The sequence below is a fragment of the Collinsella sp. AF02-46-1 genome, from assembly GCF_003465825.1.
GTDB lineage: Bacteria > Actinomycetota > Coriobacteriia > Coriobacteriales > Coriobacteriaceae > Collinsella.
The window spans coordinates 1-20,396 of record NZ_QSBV01000005.1 but is presented as its reverse complement, the minus strand read 5'-3'; the positions used below and the strand labels follow the sequence as shown (position 1 = coordinate 20,396).

Genomic DNA, 20,396 nt, shown 5'->3' with positions numbered 1-20,396 from the left:
TTACGCCTCCTTCTTGGTCGAAGCAACAGAGCTGGCGGCGGCGGGCACAGCACCAGCGACACCACCCGCCACATCGAAGCGAGCGACATCCGCGGCGCTCGCGCGACCGGTCACAATGTCAAACGCCAGCTCCTCGGCCTGCGCATGCGTCTTGCCGACGGCCTCGGCGGCGGCGACAATCGCCAGCACGCGCTCATACTCGGTCGGAATGACCTTCACAAAGTGCTTACTCATCGTCTCAAAGCTGTAGAGCAGCTTAATGCCGCGTGGACTCTGTGTCGCGTCCACGTGCTCCTGGATGAGCTCGCGAATCTGCGCCAGCTCGACGGCCGTCGGGGCCTTAAGCTCGACGCTCTCGTGGTTCACGCGGGCGTCGAGCGTGCCGTATTGGTCAAAGACATAGGCCACGCCACCCGTCATACCGGCGGCGAAGTTCTGCCCGACCTCACCCAGGATGAGCGCCAGACCGCCCGTCATGTACTCGCAGCCATGGTTGCCGCAGCCCTCGACCACCACGGTGGCACCGGAGTTGCGTACGCCAAAGCGCTGGCCCGCCAGACCGTTAATGAAGCCGCGGCCGCTCGTAGCGCCAAAGAACGCAACGTTGCCCACAATGATGTTCTCGTCGAACTTGTAGGTCGCATGCGGGTTGGGGCGCACAGACACCTCGCCGCCCGAAAGGCCCTTGCCAAAGTAGTCGTTGGCGTCACCGCACACGTTGAGCGTAATGCCGCGCGGCAGGAAGGCGCCAAAGCTCTGACCGGCCGAACCATCGCAATCGATGGTGATGGAGCCGGCGGGCAGGCCCTCGGGATGAGCCTTGGTCACCGCGTTGCCCAGGATGGTGCCCACGCAGCGGTTGACGTTGGCGATATCGGCGCGGAAACGAATCGGACGCAGGTGCGCACGGGCATCGGCCGTATAGGGCACGAACAACGTGGAGTCGAGCGTCTTGTCGAGCTCGCTGTCGGCAGCCATCTGCGGCAGGAAGTGACGACCGTCGGCACCCGGGATATGGGCACCAAACTCGCAGGTCGCGCTCGCCAGCACGGGCGACAGATCGAGCAGGTTGGCCTTGCGGTTGCCCGGGACCTCGATCTGGCGCAAGCACTCGGGGTGGCCGACCATCTCGTCGACGGTGCGGAAACCCAGGCTCGCCATAACCTCGCGCAGCTGCTCGGCCACAAAGAGCATAAAGTGCTCAACGTGCTCGGGCTTACCGCGGAAGCCGTGACGCAGGCGGCAGTTTTGCGTGGCGATGCCGGCCGGGCAGGTATCCTGCTGACAGTCACGCTGCATGAGGCAACCCATGGAGATGAGCGGCATGGTCGCAAAGCCAAACTCCTCGGCGCCCAGCAAGCAGGCGACGGCGACATCGGTGCCGTCCATGAGCTTGCCGTCGGCCTCGAGCACCACGCGCGAGCGCAGGCCGTTTTGCAGCAGCGTCTGTTGAGCCTCGGCAAGACCGAGCTCCAGCGGCAGACCGGCGTGCCAGATAGAGTCGCGCGCAGCGGCACCCGAGCCGCCGTTGTGGCCGCTGATCAAGATCTTGTCGGCAGCACCCTTGGCCACGCCGGTGGCGATGGTGCCGACGCCCGCCTCACTGACCAGCTTGACCGACACGCGCGCGCCGGGGTTGGCGTTCTTAAGGTCAAAGATCAGCTCTGCCAGGTCCTCGATGGAGTAGATGTCGTGGTGCGGCGGAGGCGAGATCAGGCCGATGCCGGGAGTGGACTGACGGACCTCGGCAATCCAAGGGTAGACCTTCTTGCCGGGCAGGTGGCCGCCCTCGCCGGGCTTGGCGCCCTGGGCCATCTTAATCTGAATCTCAAAGGCGCTGCACAGATAGCGGCTCGTCACGCCAAAGCGCGCACTTGCCACCTGCTTGATCGCGGAGTTCTTGGAGTCGCCGTTGGCCAGCGGGGTCTCGCGACGCGGGTCCTCGCCGCCCTCGCCTGAGTTGGAACGGCCATGCAGACGGTTCATAGCGATAGCCATGCACTCGTGCGCCTCTTTGCTGATGGAGCCGTACGACATGGCGCCGGTGTTAAAGCGGCGGACGATGTTGAGCGCGGGCTCGACCTCGTCGAGTGCCACCGGGGTGCGGCCGCTGGCATCAAAGTCGAGCAAGTCGCGCAGGCGCACGGCACGGCCGGTACGGTGCAGACGGGCGCTGTACTCCTTAAAGGTGTCGTAGCTGTCCTCACGGCAGGCGGTCTGCAGCAGGTAGACGGTCTGGGGGTCGATGAGGTGTTCCTCGCCGCCGAGCGGGCGCCACTTGGTCAGACCCAGCGTAGGCAGCTGATCGGGAGCCGGGCTCTTAAGGATGGCGAGCGCGGCGTCGTAGCGCTCGTTTTGCTCGCGCTCAACGTCCTCGACACCCATACCACCCACACGGCTCACCGTGCCGGCGAAGTACGCGTTGACGAACTCCGGCGTAAAGCCCACGGCCTCGAAGATCTGCGCCGAATGGTAGCTCTGCACTGTGGAGATGCCCATCTTGGACATGATGGAGACGATGCCGGCGGTCGCAGCCTTGTTGTAGTTGGCGATGCCCTGCTCGGCCGTCACGTCCAGGTCGCCGCGTGCCGCCAGATCGCGGATGCACGCATGTGCGTTGTACGGATAGATGCCGCTCGCGGAGTAGCCCACCAGCGCCGCAAAGTCGTGCGGGGACACGGCGTCGCCACACTCCACCACGATGTCGGCAAAAGTACGCACGCCGGCGCGGATCAGGTGGTTGTGCACGCATCCCACGGCGAGCAGTGACGGCACAGGGACCTCGCCCGCCGCAGCACGGTCGCTCAGCACCACGATGTTCACGCCATCGCGGACCGCAGCCTCGACGTCCTCGGCAAGCTGCTTGAGCCCAGCCTGCAGCGCGCCCTCGCCGGCATCGCGGCGGTAGACGGCACGGAAGCGGCGGGTCTTAAAGCCCACGCGGTCGATGGCGCAGATGCGGTCAAACTCCTCCTCGCTCAGCAGCGGACGCTCCAGGCGCACCAGCTGGCAGGCCGTACGGGAATCCTCAAGCAGGTTGCCGTGGTTGCCCAGGTAGAGCGTGGTCGAAGTTACCATATGCTCACGCAGGGCATCGATCGGAGGATTCGTGACCTGAGCGAACAGCTGATAGAAGTAGTCAAAGAACGAGCGCGTCTTCTTGGACAGGCAGGCCAGCGGTGCGTCGATGCCCATCGAGGCGAGTGGGGCCTTGCCCTGCTGGGCCATAGGACGCACGACCTCGTCGACGTCATCCCAGTGGTAGCCGAGCTTGGCCATACGCACGGCGGCGGGCACCTCGGCGTCCTCGGCGGGCGCGGGCGCGGCGGACTCATCGAGCGCGTCGACGGCCAGCGTCTCCTCGGCAATCCAGTCGTGGTAGGGCTTCTCCTTGGCATAGCGGGCGCGCAGCTCGTCGTTGTAGATGACGCGGCCGCGGGCAAAATCGACCTCGAGCATCTGGCCCGGTCCCAGGCAGCCGCTCGTCAGGATGTTCTCGGGGCGCACCTCGATGGTGCCCACTTCGCTTGCCAGCATAAAGCGGCCATCGCGCGTCACGTAGTAGCGGGCGGGGCGCAAGCCGTTGCGGTCGAGGGCGGCGCCCAGCGTGCGACCGTCGGTAAAGGCGATGGCCGCCGGGCCGTCCCAGGGCTCCATGAGCATGGACTGGTAGGCGTCGTAGGCGCGGCGCTCCTCGCTCAGACTGTCGTTGTGGTCCCACGGCTCAGGTAGCAGCATGGACGCAGCGCGCGTAAGCGGGCGACCGTTCATAACCAAAAACTCAAGCACGTTGTCCAAAATCGCCGAGTCGGAACCCTCGCGGTTGATGATGGGCATCACGCGCTCAAGATCGTGCTGCAGCACGGGGCTGTACAGGTTGGGCTCGCGGGCGCGAATCCAGTTGACGTTGCCCTTGAGGGTGTTGATCTCGCCGTTGTGGATGATAAAACGGTTGGGGTGCGCACGCTCCCAGCTGGGCGTGGTGTTGGTGGAGTAGCGCGAGTGGACGAGCGCAACGGCCGTCTTGACAGCGGCGTCGTTGAGATCGATGAAGAAGCGGCGCATCTGCGTGGCGACGAGCATGCCCTTGTACACGATAGTGCGCGAGCTCATGGAGCAGACGTAGAAGATCTTGTCGCGCAGGGCAAACTCGGCGTCGGCCTTCTTCTCGATAGTGCGACGGCACACGTACAGGCGGCGCTCGAAGGCGTCACCCGCCGGCGTATCGTCGGGGCGGCCCAGAAAGGCTTGCAGAATGGTGGGCATGCAGGCGCGTGCCGTCTCGCCCAGGTCGTGCGGGTCGACGGGCACCTCGCGCCAAAAGAGCAGCGGCACGCCGGCCTCGGCGCAGCCCTCCTCAAACACGCGACGGGCATCCTCTACGCCCTTGTCGTCCTGCGGAAAGAACAGCATGGCCACGCCATAGTCGCCCTCTGCCGGCAGAATCTGGCCGCACTTTTGAGCCTCTTTGCGAAAAAAGTGATGCGGAACCTGGAACAGGATACCGGCACCGTCGCCGGTGTTCTTCTCGAGTCCCGTGCCGCCGCGGTGCTCCAAGTTGACCAGAATGGACAGCGCGTCGTCCAGAATCTGGTGATGGCGCTCACCGTTGATATCGGCAAGTGCGCCGATGCCACATGCATCGTGGTCGAATTCGGGGCGATAAAGGCCCTGCTGTTGAGCGGAATCTGCCTGCATCGCGATCCTCCCCTAGAAATATGACAGTCAGTTGAATAGGCATACTAGGAGCATCGCCGGTCCGCTGTGTTTCCCACCCGTTTCGAAACAATCGCGTAACGCACGCGGGACATCTACGTCTTGCCATCAAACGCGTACATCAGCCTCCAAACATGTCAAAAAACGACATCTTTGGAGGCTGACGTACACCTTTTGGAGCAGAACAGCATGTCCCCAATGCACCAACCAATCCCCGCTGGACCAATATTTTGTTAGTCTTGGTTAACTTTTTAGCCTAAAACGGGTATCCTTTGCGGCGTCAAGCAAACGGCACGCAGGAGCGCACCATGATCAACCATCTCAAACATCATTTTGGCTCCCGACGCACTGGTGGTCACGGAGGCCTAGACATTGCGCGGCATATCGGCCCTGGGCTGCTCGTGACCGTCGGCTTTATCGATCCGGGCAACTGGGCCTCCAATATGGCCGCGGGCTCGCAGTTTGGCTACGCGCTGCTGTGGATCGTCACGCTGTCCACGATTATGCTCATTGTGCTGCAGCACAACGCGGCACACCTGGGTATCGCCACGGGCGCCTGTCTTGCCGAGGCCACGACACGTTACCTCCCCCACTTCGTTGGGCGCACGGTACTCGCCAGTGCCTATCTCGCGACCATCGCCACCGCCATGGCCGAAGTCCTGGGCGGTGCGATCGCGCTCCAGATGCTCTTTGGGCTGCCCGTGCGCGCGGGCTGCGTCATCGTGGCGGCAGTATCGATGGCGATGCTCATGACGAGCTCCTACAAGCGCGCCGAGCGATGGATTATCGCCTTCGTAGGCGTGGTAGGACTCTCGTTTTTGGCCGAGCTTGCACTGGTCAAGGTCGACTGGCCGCAGGCCGCCGCAAGCTGGATCACACCCAGTATGCCCAGCGGCTCGGCCGCGATTATCGTGAGTGTCCTGGGCGCGGTCGTTATGCCCCACAACCTCTTCCTGCACTCCGAGGTCATCCAATCCATGCACTTCGAAGGCCAAGGCGAGAAAGTTATCGAAGAGCGTCTACGCTACGAGCTCTTCGACACGCTCTTTTCGATGGGCGTGGGCTGGGCAATCAACTCGGCCATGGTCATCCTGGCCGCAACGACCTTCTTTGCGCACGGCATTGTCGTAGACGACCTCGCCGTCGCAGCGGCCACGCTCTCCCCCATCTTAGGCCCGGCGAGCTCGACCATCTTTGCGGTAGCGCTGCTGTTCGCGGGTCTCTCGAGTAGCGTGACAGCGGGCATGGCGGCGGGCACCATCACCGCGGGCATGTTCGACGAGGAATACGACATCCACGACCGGCACTCATCGATTGGAGTGGCGGTCTGTTTCGTCGGCGCAGTGCCGGCGTGCCTGATCGTCCCGAATCCTTTTGAGGGTCTCATCTGGAGTCAGGCACTGCTGTCGCTTCAGCTGCCGATTACGGTCTTTGTGCTCATACGACTCACCAGTTCGTCCCGCGTCATGGGCAAATACGCCAACTCGCACCCACTTAACGCGTTGCTCGTAGGGATCGGTGCCGTCGTGACGATTCTCGATGTCGTGTTGTTGACAGGGATGTAATGGGACGGGGTACCTACCCAGGCAAACGTCTCAATCTGTAACATCTAGACCCGCTTTTGATATCTAGATGTTACAGATTGAGATCTTCTGCCGGACGGTTTTGGTTTGTCTCGATATGTAACAAGTGGGCCCAATTTCCACCGTTAGATGTTACAGATTGAGACAAAAGGTCGGCCGGACTCACAACAGACAGGATCGGCCAACAGCAACCGTGATCCCTTGGGGGCGGAGGAAAAGGGCCCCGGCCGAGAATTCGACCGAGGCCCTTGGACAGAGCTATGTTCGGCTTTCGCCGTGTGTCTGCGAGCTACTCCTCGACGAGCTCAAACTGATCGGGACCGACGCCACACACCGGGCACACATAATCCTCGGGCAGCTCGGGCGTATCGACCTCAACCTCGTAACCGCAAACGACGCACACGAACTTATACGTCTTCTTCTCCTCAGCCATGATGTTCTCCTCTCAAACGCGACTGGTGATGTACTTCATTTATCAGTATAGATTCTCAATAATATAATGCAAGTATTTTTAAAACATTTCTAGCCTTGATACGAGGACGCCTTCGGAGGCGTCTTGCCCTTCAGGACCTTATGGTAGTAATCGTAGGTGAGCGGCGTCTCGTCACTCAAGCGCTCGGCATCCTCGACCTCGCCGATAAACAGTAGATGCGTGCCAACATCCACAGTGTCGATCAAATGGCAGCTAAACAGGGCCGCCGCGTGCTCGGGCACATAGGGCATGCCCAGAGCCGTCTCGCGGGTCTCGTATTTGGCAAACTTGTCATAATCGCTGCTGGTGCGGAACCCAAAGTTACCGATGTAGAGCATATCGGCGGTCTGATCGATCACGGTCAGCGCGAACGCTTTGGCCGAAGCGATGACGCCCGAGGTGACGTTGTCCTTGTTCACGGCAACCGAAATGCGCGGCGGCATGGACGTCACCTGCACCGCAGTGTTGATGACGCAGCCGGCGCGCAGCCCGTCTGCCGCGGCGCTCACCACGTACAGACCGCTCGGCATGGTAAAGAACGCAGTTTTGTCCATAACAATCACTCCCCTAACGCGGGTTGGAACCTCATGGATGTATGTACCCACAAAAAAGGCGGCGCCCACAACGGACACCACCTTTGAGACATATGTGTCAAAACAGTATAAGCAAGATGAGACCCCCGCAGTTGCGGTGAAATAAGGACTGAATAGCCCCTCAAACAGGCAAAACAGTCCGTATTCCACCGCAACTTATACAGAACGCCTAGCGATTGCGCTCCTTGAGGGCGCGGTCGATCTCGCGCTGGACATCGCGCTTGGCCATATCCTCGCGCTTGTCGTAAAGCTTCTTGCCGCGGCCTAGGCCCAGCAGCAGCTTTACGCGGCCGTCGGTATTAAAGTAGAGCTCCAGCGGCACCAGCGCATAGCCGCGGTTGCGAAGTTTGCCGTCAAGAAAGTCGATCTCCTTGCGGTGCAGCAGCAGACGGCGCCGACGGTCGGGATCGCGATTCCACACGCCACCATGGCTATAAGGGTGGATATGCAGGCCGACGAGCCAGCACTCCCCACCACGAATCAGTGCGAAGGTATCGGTAATCTGGCACGCGCGCTCGCGAATCGACTTGACCTCGGTACCGCTCAGCTCAATACCGCACTCAAACGTCTCATCGATAAAGTACTCGTGATGTGCCGAGCGATTCTTGGAAATGAGCTTGCGCTCGCGCTTACTGGGCATCGCCGGCCTCCTTGGCGCCATCGGCGTTTGAGCCCGCAGCCTCGCGCTTTGCCCTGCGCTCGGCATTAAGCTCGGCATCGCTCTCGCGCACCAGCTTGATAATCGCCGCGCATGCCTCCTCGCCCACCAGGTCGCGGGCACGGACCGTCAGGCGCGTCGCCTCCTGCTTGTCGCCGTCGCTTGCAGCATCGGTCGCGCACATGATCAGGCAGATGGCGATCTCGGCCGAAGGCGAGGTCGGCACGCCCTGCAGGGCGAGCTCACCCATCACATGGTCGTCACTCTCGTCCGCGGCATCCGGATAGGTGGTATGGATCTTGTTGAGCAGGCGCGTCGTATGCGCATCATTGGGCGCCAGGCGCAGCGCCAGACGCGCGCAGCCCACGGCAGCCGAAATGTTCTCGGCCTCGGGCTCCAAGAAGTACTGACCCAAGTTGGTGTAGGCGCGTGCGGCGCACTTACCGTCGCTCGCGCGCTCCAGCACCGAGAACGAGAGCGATGCCCACTCCTGCTTGTCCTCGAGCGCGCGGAACAGCTCGGCCAAGTCCAAGCGATAGTTGCAGTTCATGGGATCCCAACGCACGGCCTGCATCAGGGCATTCCGAGCACTCACATAATCCTGCTGGCGAATGTAGGCATACGCCATGTCGGAATACAGGCGATCAAAGGGCACCTCGACCTGAACCAGCTCGCGCGGATCCTTTTCCACGCGGCGGTAGGCCAGACGCTCAAACTTGCTGTCGAAGCTAAAGTACTGGCGCTTCTCCTCCGTCTTGCATTCAGCGTCGATATACTCCTCGGCAAGCTCCACCAGACGCTCCAGCAGCGGCGTCGCCGTAGCCAGGTCGCCCTGCGCCAGATAGTTCTCGGCATACGTGATGTCTTCCAAGCTGATAGGCAGGTCCATGACAACTCCTCGGTCCGGGCGGCAGACTCAACGCGCGCCTTAAATATCGGTCAATACACAAAACCCGGGTCTCTTACGAGGCCCGGGCGTTCAATTTTGGTAGCCCGTACCAGATTCGAACTGGTGATCTCCGCCTTGAGAGGGCGGCGTCCTAAACCGCTAGACGAACGGGCCATATGTAGCAAATGCAATGGCTGGGATGGAGGGAGTCGAACCCCCATTGACGGAACCAGAATCCGCTGTCCTGCCATTAGACGACATCCCAATGACTGCATCGCTGCGCTCGGCTGTGCCTTTGCGCAAGAAAGAAATATACGGGAAGTTCGGCCGTGACGCAAGCCCCAATTATGACTTTTTTGAAATTCAGTCAAATACGGCCAACACGTGAAGGACCTGTGAAGTCGACCGCTGCACACGAAGGACAAAACGCCGCGAGCGGTAGCCGTCAACCGTTGGCAGATTCTACCGCGAAAACGATAGCACCAGGCAACACAATCGAAGTATCAATGATCACGTAGATATCGAGGCGCCATGGACGAAGAGCTTGATTACCTATGGGAGACCCTGGGCCTCGAGATCACTGCTGACCTTTGGCCCGAACGGGACAAAATCCATCCCACTCTGCGCCCCGCCATCACGGTGATGCAGGCAAAATACCGCCGTGCATCCTTTTTGATCATGCGGATGTCATGGCACGCGGGACTCCCCGACCTTAAGCGAATCCAGTCAAGCCTCGTCGAGCTGTCCGGTATGCCGACTGTCATATCCGAGGCGCACCTGGAGCAGCGACAGCGCGAGCGACTGCAACAGCAGCGGATTCCCTTTATCTGCCCCGGTGTTCAGGCATATCTGCCCTTTATGGACGAGGAGTACTGGAGCGGCAAGCCCAACAAGCACGTAAAGGTCTACGATCCGCACGAATGGGCACAGCTCGAGGATTGAGCCGAGCGAGCCCGCCGATGGAAAACACGTCCCACCCTGAGCACTCAAAACGGGTCGCACTTTCCGCAGCCGCTACAGCAGCGCCTCGGTCCAAGCTGCTTCCCTAAAGCCGGGAATCGCAAAGTCGTCGCCCACCAACAGCGGACGCTTGACCAGCATGCCGTCGGTCGCCAGCAGCTCGTAGCACTCCCGATCCGTCATGCCCGCATCTAGACGCGCCTTCAGGCCCAGCTCTCGATATTTCATGCCCGACGAATTAAAGAAGCGCCGCACCGGCAGTCCCGAACGAGCAATCCAGGTCGCAAGCTCATCAGCCGTGGGATTGTCCAAAACGATATCGCGGTCGATATACTCTACCCCGTGTTCGTCCAGCCATGCCTTGGCCTTCTTACAGGTCGAGCACTTGGGATATTCAACAAACAGTACGGTCATGGGAATCCTCCGAATATAGATCGGCCAACGCAGGCACACGCCACACGAGGCGCCTTCGTATGATGGGCCAATTGTAGCCCACGGGTCACACGCTAAACGAACCGTACCCCGAATCCGCGTTTGATGAACGGCAGCAGCTCCATTGCCTCGGGCGTGATATGGCCCGCAACGTTCATGCGCTCGTCACCGGGAAGATCGACCCGCGCAATCTCAAGCTCGCCTTCGTAGCGCCCATATCCGCTATTGCTCACAGCGATCGACCCCGCCTTTCGCGGCAGGCCGGCTCCGGCATCCGTCGGCACGGAATCCGGCTTATGCGTCGTACGTGACTCCTGAGACCTAAAGATGAGGACACTCGAGTCGGGCCGGTCGTGATGAATCTGCCCACGTACATAGGCATAACCAGACTCAAGCTCGCATTGCAGGTCCACGTATCCGGCGGAAACTTGAGCAAACTGCGCCCAGCCCGCATCGGAAAGATCGGGGTCGCCGACCAACACAATGTCGCAATCGGCGCCATGTGCGAGCTCAAGCATGTTGAGGGCAACCTTTGACGCGCGACCGCGCTGTGCCTCGACCGTCGGCAGTCCCTCGAATACCGGCCCGCGAACGTTGGCATCACCCGGCACAAAAGCCATGATTTCGAATCCAAGCGCCGCAAGACGAAGATTCACCCGAGCAATGTCCTCCAGAGCTAAACCGGTATAAGGCTTGGGGTAAAAATTGTGACAGGCGGCAAAACGAGTCACATCGGCACCGGCCTCACGCCACGATGCGATTTCATCAGAACTCACCGTCGATGCATTGACCACAATGCGAAATACACCGGACAGCTCCGCGACCCGCCGGGCGCTAAAGCCATAGTCCAAACGAAGGTATTCCAACCCCAGATCGCGCAGGTCCTCGATGCGCTCAAGCCCGAGCAAATCGCACGTGCGCGGCCCCACATCGGCAATGAGCGCAATGCCGCGGGCGGAAAGCAGCGACAGCACATGACGGACCTTATCGGTATACGCCGCTCCCCCATCCTCGGGAATATGCAGTGAGGTGAACGCGTAGCGCGCACCCGCCGCGGCACCACGCTCAATCGTCCGCTCAATATCCTGCAGAGGGCTGGAAAGATAAATCGAAATACCCGTTTTCACGCTACAACGCTCCTTTAAAAAAGGCCGGCGGAGCAGTTAGCCCCGCCGGCACAACCATAGCATCAAGAAATCTGCCGCGCGCCGCGAACCCCGAGCAACACGGCTCGCGATATCAAACTACTCGCCAAAGAACTCATTGATCTTCTGCTCGTCGACGCCAAAGAACCACGTCAGGACAAAGCCGGCGGCATAGGCAAGCAGCATAGCGGCAACGTAGCCGAGCTGCTGGCCAGGAACGACGATCAGCAGGCCAAACAGACCGGAAACGCCCTGAGAAACCGTGCCGATGTGAAGCAGCGCCGCGAGCGCGCCGCCAAATCCGGCACCCAGGCAGGCCGTTACAAACGGACGAACGAGCGGCAGCGTAACGGCATACATCAGAGGCTCGCCCACACCCAGGATGCCAACGGGAATGGACTCTGCGACGTACTTCTTGAGCTTGGCGTTCTTGGTCTTAAAGTACAGCGCCAAACCGGCACCGACCTGGCCGCCGCCAGCCATCATAAGGATGGGGAGCAAGTAATTGATGCCCTTGGTAGCGCCGTCGGGATCGTTGAGCATAGCGTGGATCGGCGTGAGCGCCTGATGCAGGCCGACGGAAACCAGCGGCAAGAAGCCTGCCGACAGGATATAGCCGCCCAGGACGCCCAGCTTCTCGAAGATAAAGGTCAAAACGCTAAAGATGGCAGTCGTCAGCCATGCGCCAACCGGCTGGATGACGAGCATCAGAGCAAAGGCGCCGATGATGAGCACCAGCAGCGGGGACAAGAACGTGTCGAGTGCGTTGGGCATAACCTTGCGAATCTGACGCTCCATCCAGGCAAAAAATGCGCCAGCGATAAGAGCCGCGATCATGCCGCCCGCTGCGGGGTTGTACTGCGCATTGGTGAGCGGCAGCAGAATGGCAGTGGCAGGATCAGCCGCACCAGGCGCAAGCAGGGGCATAGCACTGTTGGCGATACACATCATGCCGGCGATGCCGCCCAGCGCAGCGGAGCCACCAAACTCACGTGCCGCGTTATAGCCCACCAAGATGGGCAGATAGGCAAACAAGGCCCAGCCCATGGAACGAATGCCCTGGTACCACCACTCGCCTGCAAGCGCGCCTGCCGTCGAGACGTTAATGACGTTGCAGATACCGTTGATGAGACCAGCCGCAATGATGCCGGGAAGCAGGGCGACGAAGACATTGGAAATCTTCTTGAGGAAGGCCTGAACCGGCTTAGACTCGTATTTGGCCTTCTGCGCGGCCTTGTTTGTGGCCGCAGCGTCAACCACGCTCTCGTCGGCAACGCCTTTCGCAAGGCCGGTGAGCTTGGAGCACTCCTCGAGCACCTTATTCACCTTGCCCGGACCCAGCACGATCTGCATCGTGTCGTCCTCGACCAGGCCCATCACGCCGTCGAGTGCCTTAATGCCCTCCGTGTCGACGTTGCCCGTGTCTTTGACGGTCACGCGCAGGCGCGTCATGCACGCCGCGTTTGCGAGCACGTTGTCTTTACCGCCCAAAAGGTCCAGCAGCTTTTGAGCCAGCTCTTTGTTCGTCATAACTCCTCCTTGTATTGGGTATCTCGTCTGGATGTCATATCAGCTCACGCCGCACACCTATTGGGCATCGGCATTGCTCTTCTCATGGCCACTCACCGCAGCACGGACATGGCCTCGCGCTCGCTCAAGAGCTACCGCAGCCTGCTCGGCATCGCAGTCCAGCAGTACCGAGACAATAGCGGTTTTTACGTGGCCGCCGGCATCTGCAAGCGCCTGAATAGCGCGCTCGCGCGTGCAGCCGGTCGCCTCCATCACGATGTTCTGGCCGCGCACCACCAACTTCTCGTTCGTCTGCTGCACATCGACCATCAGGTTTTGGTATACCTTGCCGATCTTGACCATGGCACCGGTCGAAATCATGTTGAGAATGAGCTTTTGAACCGTTCCCGCCTTGAGCCTCGTTGAGCCGGTCAGCACCTCGGGACCTGGCACGGGCTCAATGGCAAGATCTGCGCTCTCCCCGATCTTCGACCCTTGGTTGCAGGCAATTGCAATGGTCTTGCACCCAGTTGCCTTGGCGTACATAAGGCCGCCCACCACATAGGGAGTACGACCGCTTGCCGCCAGGCCAACGACAAGATCCTTCTCCGAGAGTCCACGCTCCCGCAGGTCGCTCGCGCCAAGCTCCTCGCTGTCTTCGGCACCTTCGACAGCCTTGATAAACGCCGTCTCGCCTCCGGCAATGAGCCCGACAATCAGATCGGGTGACACGCCAAACGTGGGCGGACACTCCGAAGCGTCGAGTACACCCAGACGACCGCTGGTGCCTGCGCCCATGTAAAAGACGCGCCCGCCGCGCTCGAGTGCCTCAGCAGCCCAGTCGATTGCTGTGGCAACCTGGGGCAACACCTTCGTGACCGACTGGACGGCACGAAGATCCTCATCATTCATCGTCGTGACGATTTGCAGCGATGTCATCGTATCGAGGTCCATTGAACTTTGATTACGCTGTTCGGTCGTGAATTTTGTTAAATCGAGCATTTCATTCACCTCATCTTTCCTGTTTCTCGATGTAGTTTTGCTTAATGACATGCGTCGCCCGTTCGTAGTCGCTGGCAACGTAAGCAGCGTACAGGGCATCGACAACCATAAGCTGGGCCATACGCGAAGCCATGGCACCGCTGCGGACCAAGGGTTCACTCGCAGCGACGCCGAGCACGGCATCGGCCACGGTGGCAAGCTTGGATGATCCATCTACTTTGGTAACGGCCACAACGGGACAGTTGTGACGTTGGGCCTCGGCGGTGCAGTCCAGCACCTCTTGCGTCAAGCCCGAGTAGCTAAAGGCGATTGCCATATCGCCCTCATGCATGTTCTTGGCACACAAGAGCTGATCATGCCAGTCGTCGTACAGATGGCACTCTTTGTCGACACGCATGAGCTTTTGTGCCAGATCGTGCGCGACCAAACGAGAGGCACCGATACCGAACAGATTGACTGCGCGTGCCCGCTTAAGATAGGCCGCGCATCGCTCCAAGACGGTGTAATCGAGCGTTCGCGCCGTCGCTTCGATCGTGCGCACGTTGCTTTTCATCACCTTCCCCACGATACGTTCGACGCTGTCATCCATGGAGATGTCCTCGAGGGCAACGTCTTTCTTGTCACCCAAGAGCGCCAGCTCGGCAATCAGTTCGCGCTGGAACTCCTTGTAGCCCGCAAAACCCAAGCGCTTGCAAAAGCGCAAAATGCTCGAGGGCGAGGAGAACGTGGCATCGGCAAGACCGCGGACGGACAGCCCGACCACCTCGTGCGGATGAGCGCTTACATATTCGATGACATTGCGTTCCGCCGGGCTCGCGCTGAGCTCACGCTCGCGAAGCCGCAAAAGCAATCCGTTTGCCATCTCAAACACCTCCCTTGAGAAGAATTAAAGACCAACGAACGATTCGTACCGGATATAAACAGCTTTTACGGTACATTGTGCCGCATCGTGGCGCACAAAGGGCGAGCGTTCTACCGCTCGCCCCTCAAATCCGACCGCTCGGAAATACGCGCGACACAAAATATTTCAACGAGGTCGCATTATCGGTAACAGGGCTGTTACCGATACCGCCTCGCGTGGGCGCCAATCGGACGTGCCGCAAACCTCTACCCCGCCTCGCGCATCCAGCGATCGAACGTCCCCACGCACACGCCCAGGCACTTTGCTGCCTGGCTGCGGGTAATATCGCCTGCCTCATAGCTATCGCGTACCAGCTCAAACTGAGGAGGGCACGGCTTGCGAGGTCGACCGAAACGGACCCCTCGCGCCCGCGCCGCTGCAATCCCCTCCGCTTGGCGCCGATGAATATTCTCGCGCTCCACCTGCGCCACGTAGCTCAGCAGTTGTAGCACAATATCGGCAATCAGGGTATTGGTCACATCCGGCGCGCCGCTGGCCCTGGCGCGCGTGTCAAGCAATGGCATGTCCAACACCACAATGGCAACCCCGAGCTCCTTGGTAATGCGTCGCCATTCCTCAAGAATCTCGGAGTAATTACGGCCAAGCCGGTCGATAGAAAGCACCACCAGCACGTCCCCGTCTCCCAGGATGTGCAGCAGCTCGCGATAGCGCGGGCGATCGAAGTCCTTGCCGCTCGCATGGTCGGCATAAATATTCGCCGAGCCCACGCCATAGGCGCCCAGCGCATCCAGCTGCCGATTCAGATTCTGATCGCGCGAACTCACCCGCGCATAACCATACACCGTCGCCATCTCATCCCCGCTTTCTTGTAAACCTGCCAAAAAGGGACAGGTTTATTTTGGTAGGTTTTACCTCTCGAATAGCAGGTAAGCGGGCGGCCGAGCGGACGGCAAGGTAGCTATGATCCAAATGCGGAGGGCGGCCCCGAAAGACCGCCCTCCGCTCTCCCGCCATGAGTCGAGATTTGGCTAATGGATAAGCTTAAAGTCCAAGTGCCCACGCGTGGTATTGACGCGCGAAACCTCGATAATCACGCGCTGGCCCAGTTCATAGCGAGTCCCCGTGTCGGCGCCCGTCAGCGTAAGCGCATCCTCGTCGAACTCGAACCACTCGTTGCCCAGACTCTTGATCGAAACCAAGCCTTCGACTTGCGTCAGGTCCAAGCGCACAAAGAGGCCCATGCTGCTGACCCATGAGACCGTTCCGGCATAGCGCTCGCCCAGGCGATCCTCATAGTACTGGGCAATCTTGATCTTTTGCGTCGCATGGCTAGCGGCATCTGCCGCGCGCTCGGCATCGCTGCATGCGCGGCAGATCTGCGGCAGAATGCGCGGCAGCGACTCGCGCCCCTTGCCGATCAGCCGCGGTGTACGGACCAGGGCGTCCTTGCCGCCGAGCTGCTCATAGGCCAACTGCAGTTTGAGCACGCGGTGCACCACCAGATCGGGGTAGCGACGGATGGGACTCGTAAAGTGACAGTAGCACGGCGCGGCGAGCGCAAAGTGGCCCTCGTTGCGCGGCTTGTACAGTGCGCGCTGCATGCTGCGCAGAAGCAGCGTGTTGACGAGCGGTGCGTTGGCCGTACCGGCGGCAGCATCAACTGCAGCCTGTAGCTCATCGGGACTCCCCAGGGCGATACCGGCAGCACGGCGATCGTCGATGATGCCCAGCTGCGCCAGCGCAACGGCGGCACCGTGCAGGCTATCGGGGCTCGGATCCTCATGCACGCGATAGCAGGCCTCGATATCACGGTCTGCCAGCCACTCTGCAACGCACTCGTTGGCGAGTAGCATGGCTTCCTCGATAAGCGACGTGGCACACGAACGCTCGCGCGCCACAATCTGCACGGGTACTCCGTCCTCATCCAATAGAGCGCGAATCTCGGCCGTGTCAAAATCGACTGAGCCGCGGGCACGACGAATACGACGGCGAAGTTCGGCGAGTTCGTTGGCGGCGACAAGAAAATCGCCGAGGTCGACGTTATAGCCGCGAGCAGTTTCCTCGCACGCAAGACCGCGCTCAAGCGCCTCCTCGCGCGAGGCCTCAGCAGCCGCAACATCCTCGGCCGCACCCTCCAGCACCCCATACTCCACCGCGCCGGCACGCACCAGCAGCGCCTCGGCGCCGTCATAGTCCATACGCACACGCGAGCGAATCACGCTGGGGTACGGATCGTAATGCCGCACGCGACCCTGCGCATCGAGTTCAATGTCAACGGTAAACGCAAGACGGTCCTCGTCAGGGCGAAGCGAACACAGGTCACAGGACAGGCGTTCGGGCAGCATGGGAAGCACGCGATCGGCCAGATACACCGATGTCGTACGATGGCGAGCCTCAAGATCGATATGCCCGTCCCAAGCCACATAGTGAGAAACGTCAGCGATATGCACACCCAGCTTGTAGCCACCCTCGGGCGTGCGCTCAAGCGAAATGGCATCGTCAAAGTCGCGCGCGTCGACCGGGTCGATCGTGATAACAAAGCGGTCGCGCAGATCGCGGCGGAGCGGGTCCTTAAGCGCCGCGGACACATCGAGCGAAAGCCCCTCGGCCTCGTCCAGCGCGGCCTCGGGATAGCTATCGGTATAGCCGTAACGCGCCATCACGTATTGAACGCCCAAATCGGGCGCGTCATCTCCGCCAATGCGGCGTTCGATCGTCACGGTGCCCGATTCCAGGCGCGTCGGGTAGGTCAAAATGCGCGCGACAACGGCATCACCCGGGTGAACGCCCAGACGATCCGCCGAGGTATCCTCGGGCAGAATGAAGAAGTCGGCCTTCAGGCGCGAATCGAGCGGCTCGATCACACCGAGCGGACCAGCGGTCTGGTACGTACCCACCACGCTTATGGCTGCGCGCTCAACCACGCCTTCGATCACGGCGCGCCGCTCACCGTGCGGGCTGTTCTTAATGCTCACGGCAACGGTATCGCCATCCATGATCTCGCGCTTACCGCGGCCCATGACCTTGTAGTCGCCGTTTTCGGTTACAACGTAGGCGCTATGCTCATGGAGCTGCACGCGCCCGGTCAGGCTCGGACGGCGTTCGCTGCGCACCGGCCCGCGCTTATTGCGAGCTCCACACTTATGCTTGTTATTGCGCCCCATGGCGCCTCCTAACTATCGATTGCGAACTCCAAAGAGTCTACCCAAATGATCCGTTTTCCTGCCGTCCCCTAGGGATCAAAAAACGGGCCGCCCCGCAAGAGACGACCCGTTGGAAGGGATGAATTCCAGGCATGCCTACACGCGCAGGTAGCGGCGCATGGCGATGGCAGAACCAAAGAGACCGATAATCACGCCGACCAGAATCAGCGCAGCATAGGTCACCAGGTAGTACTGCATCGGCAGGGCAAACGACATCCAGCCGATGCTCTCCTGCAAACGCGGAATCATCAGATTGCGCAGCAGCTCCAGAACGCCGATGGAAAGCAGCGAGCCCAAAATGGCCTGCAGTACGCCCTCGGTGATAAACGGGCCGCGAATGAAGCCGTTGCTGGCGCCGACCAGACGCATAATCGCAATCTCACGACGACGCGCCGTGATGGACAGGCGAATCGTGTTGTTGATGAAGATGAATGCGATAAAGGTCAAAAGGCCAACGAGCACCACGGCGGCGATGCGGATGTAGTTGGTCACCTGGAACAGGCGGCTCACTTCCTCCTGGCCGTACAGCACGCTCGCGTTGACGTCGCCGTCATCCGCGATCTTCTGGAAGTCGGCGTTCTTCTTGAGCTTCTGGGCCGTGCTCTCGACCTTGGACGGATCGTCCATCTCAATTGCAAACGAAGCCGGCAGCGGGTTCTGGCCATCGAGCGCGCTCATGGTGGCGTCGGCGTTGCCCGACATCTTGCTCGTATACTCGGCCAGCGCGTCGTCCTTGTCCTTATAGGTCACGGACTTGACGTTATTCCACGTCTTAAGCTCGGCCTCAAAAGCCTGAACATCGGCCTGATCGGCGTCATCGCTAATGAACGCGTTGATGACAACCTGATCCTCGACGGTGCCGATCACGGAGTTCAGCATCGCGGAGCCCATGATGAACAGGCCGATGATAAACAGCGAAAGGAAGATCGTGATGACGGCGCCGAGCGAGGTAGTCCAGTTACGGAAGAAGTGACTGATTGCCTCTTTGAAGGAGTAGCCCACGTTAGTTGGTGCCATAGTTGCCGTAACCTCCCCTCTCCTGGTCGCGGATAACGTGGCCGCCCTCGAGGGCGATCACGCGACGGTGCATGCTATCGACCATCTCGCGGTCGTGCGTGGCGACGATCACGGTGGTGCCGGTGCGGTTAATACGCTCGAGCAGCTTCATGATGCCCAGCGAGATCGCCGGGTCGAGGTTACCCGTGGGCTCGTCGCAGATCAGCAGCGGCGGACGGTTGACCATAGCGCGGGCGACGGCGACGCGCTGCTGCTCGCCACCGGAAAGCTGGTCGGGCAGCGAGTCCATCTGATCGGCCAGACCGACCAGACGCAGCACCTCCGGCACCTGGCTGCGAATGACGCCCTTGGGCTTGCCGATGCACTGCAGGGCAAACGCCACGTTTTCGTAGGCGGTCTTTTGCGGCAGAAGCTTAAAGTCCTGGAACACGGCGCCAATCTGGCGGCGCAGGAACGGAACCTTGCGGTTCTTGATCTTCATGAGGTCCTGACCGGCAACCAAGATGCGGCCGCTCGTCGGCTTGACGTCGCGGTTGAGCGTCGACAGCAGCGTGGTCTTACCCGAGCCGGAATGACCGACCAGGAAGACGAACTCGCCCGGATAGATCTCGATGTTGATGTCGTCGAGTGCAGGCTTGTTGGGCTGTGCCGGATAGATCTTGGTGACATGCTCCATAAGGATGACGGGCTCGACACCGGCCTGCTTGGCCATCTTCTTGCGGCTGGCTTGCGGATCGATGGGCGCAAACACCGACGTAAAATCGGGGTTGTTGAGCGCGTTATCGAGGCTTGCGACCTCGGCGGCCTGATCGCTCTCGACCACCGGGGCAGCAGGCTGCGTGGGATCGGGAATAGCGGCAAAGAGACCGGACTGCGCAGGCTGAGGAACCGGCGTCGCAGGGGCCATGGGGTCGGGAATGCCGGCCATGGTAGGCTGCGGCGTGGCGGCGCCAGCCTGAGGCTGCTCCACGCGAGCGGTCACGGCCTGAACGGGCTCAAAACCCGCCGTGCCGGAAAGCGCGACATCGCTGGTGGGATTGTAGGCAAAGGGATCGGATGCCGGCTGTGCCTGATCTGCCGGCTGAGCGGGGGCCTGAGCAACAGGCTGGCCCTCTGAATCCGGAGTGGCGAAACGACTGCCCTGGACGCCTGTCTGCGTCTTGGGGGCATCGTCGCCCGCACCGGAGGTACGGAAGTGGTTACCCACTGGTGCTCCTTATCGTCGTGCGTTTAAACTACATGAGCGCTTTGTATTTTAGCAGCATTAGCTTTACTGCACATAAGAAGCATGGCGGGGTTTGGGTCTCACCGGCCGGCCTTGATTATCGACTTTATCCGAACACCTCCCACATTCA

16 protein-coding genes and 2 tRNA genes are annotated in these 20,396 nt (G+C 60.7%); 2 read left to right on the top strand and 16 right to left on the bottom strand.

Annotated features, from left to right (window positions below; genetic code table 11):
- Window positions 1-4,698, bottom strand: coding sequence for a glutamate synthase large subunit (gene gltB / locus DWV20_RS03025; RefSeq protein ID WP_118236887.1), 4,698 nt, complete (start codon window positions 4,696-4,698; stop codon window positions 1-3).
- Between the two features lie 326 nt (window positions 4,699-5,024).
- Between gltB and DWV20_RS03020 the strand changes: the two genes are divergently transcribed.
- Window positions 5,025-6,281, top strand: coding sequence for an Nramp family divalent metal transporter (locus DWV20_RS03020; protein ID WP_118256351.1), 1,257 nt, complete (start codon window positions 5,025-5,027; stop codon window positions 6,279-6,281).
- A 307-nt stretch (window positions 6,282-6,588) separates the two neighbouring features.
- Here the strand turns inward: DWV20_RS03020 and DWV20_RS03015 are convergent, their stop codons facing one another.
- The 6 genes from DWV20_RS03015 to DWV20_RS02990 all read right to left on the bottom strand — a co-directional run bounded on the left by DWV20_RS03015 (window position 6,589) and on the right by DWV20_RS02990 (window position 9,176).
- Entirely contained in the window at window positions 6,589-6,732 is a 144-nt protein-coding gene (locus DWV20_RS03015; RefSeq protein WP_055251878.1) for a rubredoxin-like domain-containing protein, read from the bottom strand.
- Window positions 6,733-6,821: 89 nt separating this feature from the next.
- Window positions 6,822-7,325: a flavin reductase family protein gene (locus DWV20_RS03010; RefSeq protein WP_055251877.1), complete on the bottom strand. Its 504-nt coding sequence runs from the start codon at window positions 7,323-7,325 to the stop codon at window positions 6,822-6,824.
- A 208-nt stretch (window positions 7,326-7,533) separates the two neighbouring features.
- Window positions 7,534-8,004: an SsrA-binding protein SmpB gene (smpB, locus tag DWV20_RS03005; RefSeq protein ID WP_006235325.1), complete on the bottom strand. Its 471-nt coding sequence runs from the start codon at window positions 8,002-8,004 to the stop codon at window positions 7,534-7,536.
- Window positions 7,994-8,911 carry a hypothetical protein gene (locus tag DWV20_RS03000; RefSeq protein WP_118256350.1) on the bottom strand — a complete coding sequence of 306 codons (918 nt, stop codon included), beginning with the start codon at window positions 8,909-8,911 and terminating at the stop codon, window positions 7,994-7,996. The genes smpB and DWV20_RS03000 overlap by 11 nt, the downstream gene beginning before the upstream one ends.
- 97 nt (window positions 8,912-9,008) lie before the next feature.
- A tRNA-Glu gene (locus DWV20_RS02995) sits at window positions 9,009-9,085 on the bottom strand.
- Window positions 9,086-9,102: 17 nt separating this feature from the next.
- Window positions 9,103-9,176: transfer RNA gene (locus DWV20_RS02990), tRNA-Gln, on the bottom strand.
- A gap of 266 nt (window positions 9,177-9,442) precedes the next feature.
- Here DWV20_RS02990 and DWV20_RS02985 point away from each other — a divergent pair.
- Window positions 9,443-9,853, top strand: a complete 411-nt coding sequence (locus tag DWV20_RS02985; protein ID WP_118256349.1) for a hypothetical protein — start codon at window positions 9,443-9,445, stop codon at window positions 9,851-9,853.
- Between the two features lie 72 nt (window positions 9,854-9,925).
- Here DWV20_RS02985 and DWV20_RS02980 read toward each other — a convergent pair whose 3' ends face one another.
- The 9 genes from DWV20_RS02980 to ftsE all read right to left on the bottom strand — a co-directional run bounded on the left by DWV20_RS02980 (window position 9,926) and on the right by ftsE (window position 20,248).
- A complete protein-coding gene (locus tag DWV20_RS02980; RefSeq protein ID WP_117583016.1) occupies window positions 9,926-10,285 on the bottom strand; it encodes an arsenate reductase family protein in 360 nt (119 codons plus the stop codon).
- Window positions 10,286-10,377: 92 nt separating this feature from the next.
- On the bottom strand, window positions 10,378-11,430 hold the full coding sequence (locus tag DWV20_RS02975; RefSeq protein ID WP_118256348.1) for a MupG family TIM beta-alpha barrel fold protein: 1,053 nt from the start codon (window positions 11,428-11,430) through the stop codon (window positions 10,378-10,380).
- 117 nt (window positions 11,431-11,547) lie between these two features.
- Complete coding sequence (locus DWV20_RS02970) at window positions 11,548-12,978, bottom strand: PTS transporter subunit EIIC (RefSeq protein ID WP_118256347.1); 1,431 nt, start codon at window positions 12,976-12,978, stop codon at window positions 11,548-11,550.
- A gap of 57 nt (window positions 12,979-13,035) precedes the next feature.
- On the bottom strand, window positions 13,036-13,959 hold the full coding sequence (gene murQ, locus DWV20_RS02965; RefSeq protein WP_118256346.1) for an N-acetylmuramic acid 6-phosphate etherase: 924 nt from the start codon (window positions 13,957-13,959) through the stop codon (window positions 13,036-13,038).
- Window positions 13,960-13,969: 10 nt separating this feature from the next.
- Entirely contained in the window at window positions 13,970-14,821 is an 852-nt protein-coding gene (locus DWV20_RS02960; protein ID WP_118256345.1) for a MurR/RpiR family transcriptional regulator, read from the bottom strand.
- Between the two features lie 245 nt (window positions 14,822-15,066).
- Window positions 15,067-15,672, bottom strand: coding sequence for a recombinase family protein (locus tag DWV20_RS02955; protein ID WP_117629497.1), 606 nt, complete (start codon window positions 15,670-15,672; stop codon window positions 15,067-15,069).
- 177 nt (window positions 15,673-15,849) lie between these two features.
- Window positions 15,850-17,985 (bottom strand): ribonuclease R family protein, encoded by a 2,136-nt coding sequence (locus DWV20_RS02950; protein WP_118256344.1) that lies wholly within the window; start codon window positions 17,983-17,985, stop codon window positions 15,850-15,852.
- 135 nt (window positions 17,986-18,120) lie between these two features.
- Entirely contained in the window at window positions 18,121-19,041 is a 921-nt protein-coding gene (ftsX, locus tag DWV20_RS02945) for a permease-like cell division protein FtsX (RefSeq protein WP_089572231.1), read from the bottom strand.
- Window positions 19,028-20,248 carry a cell division ATP-binding protein FtsE gene (ftsE, locus tag DWV20_RS02940; protein WP_117583023.1) on the bottom strand — a complete coding sequence of 407 codons (1,221 nt, stop codon included), beginning with the start codon at window positions 20,246-20,248 and terminating at the stop codon, window positions 19,028-19,030. Before ftsE ends, ftsX begins: the two co-directional genes overlap by 14 nt.
- Between the last annotated feature and the right edge of the window lie 148 nt (window positions 20,249-20,396).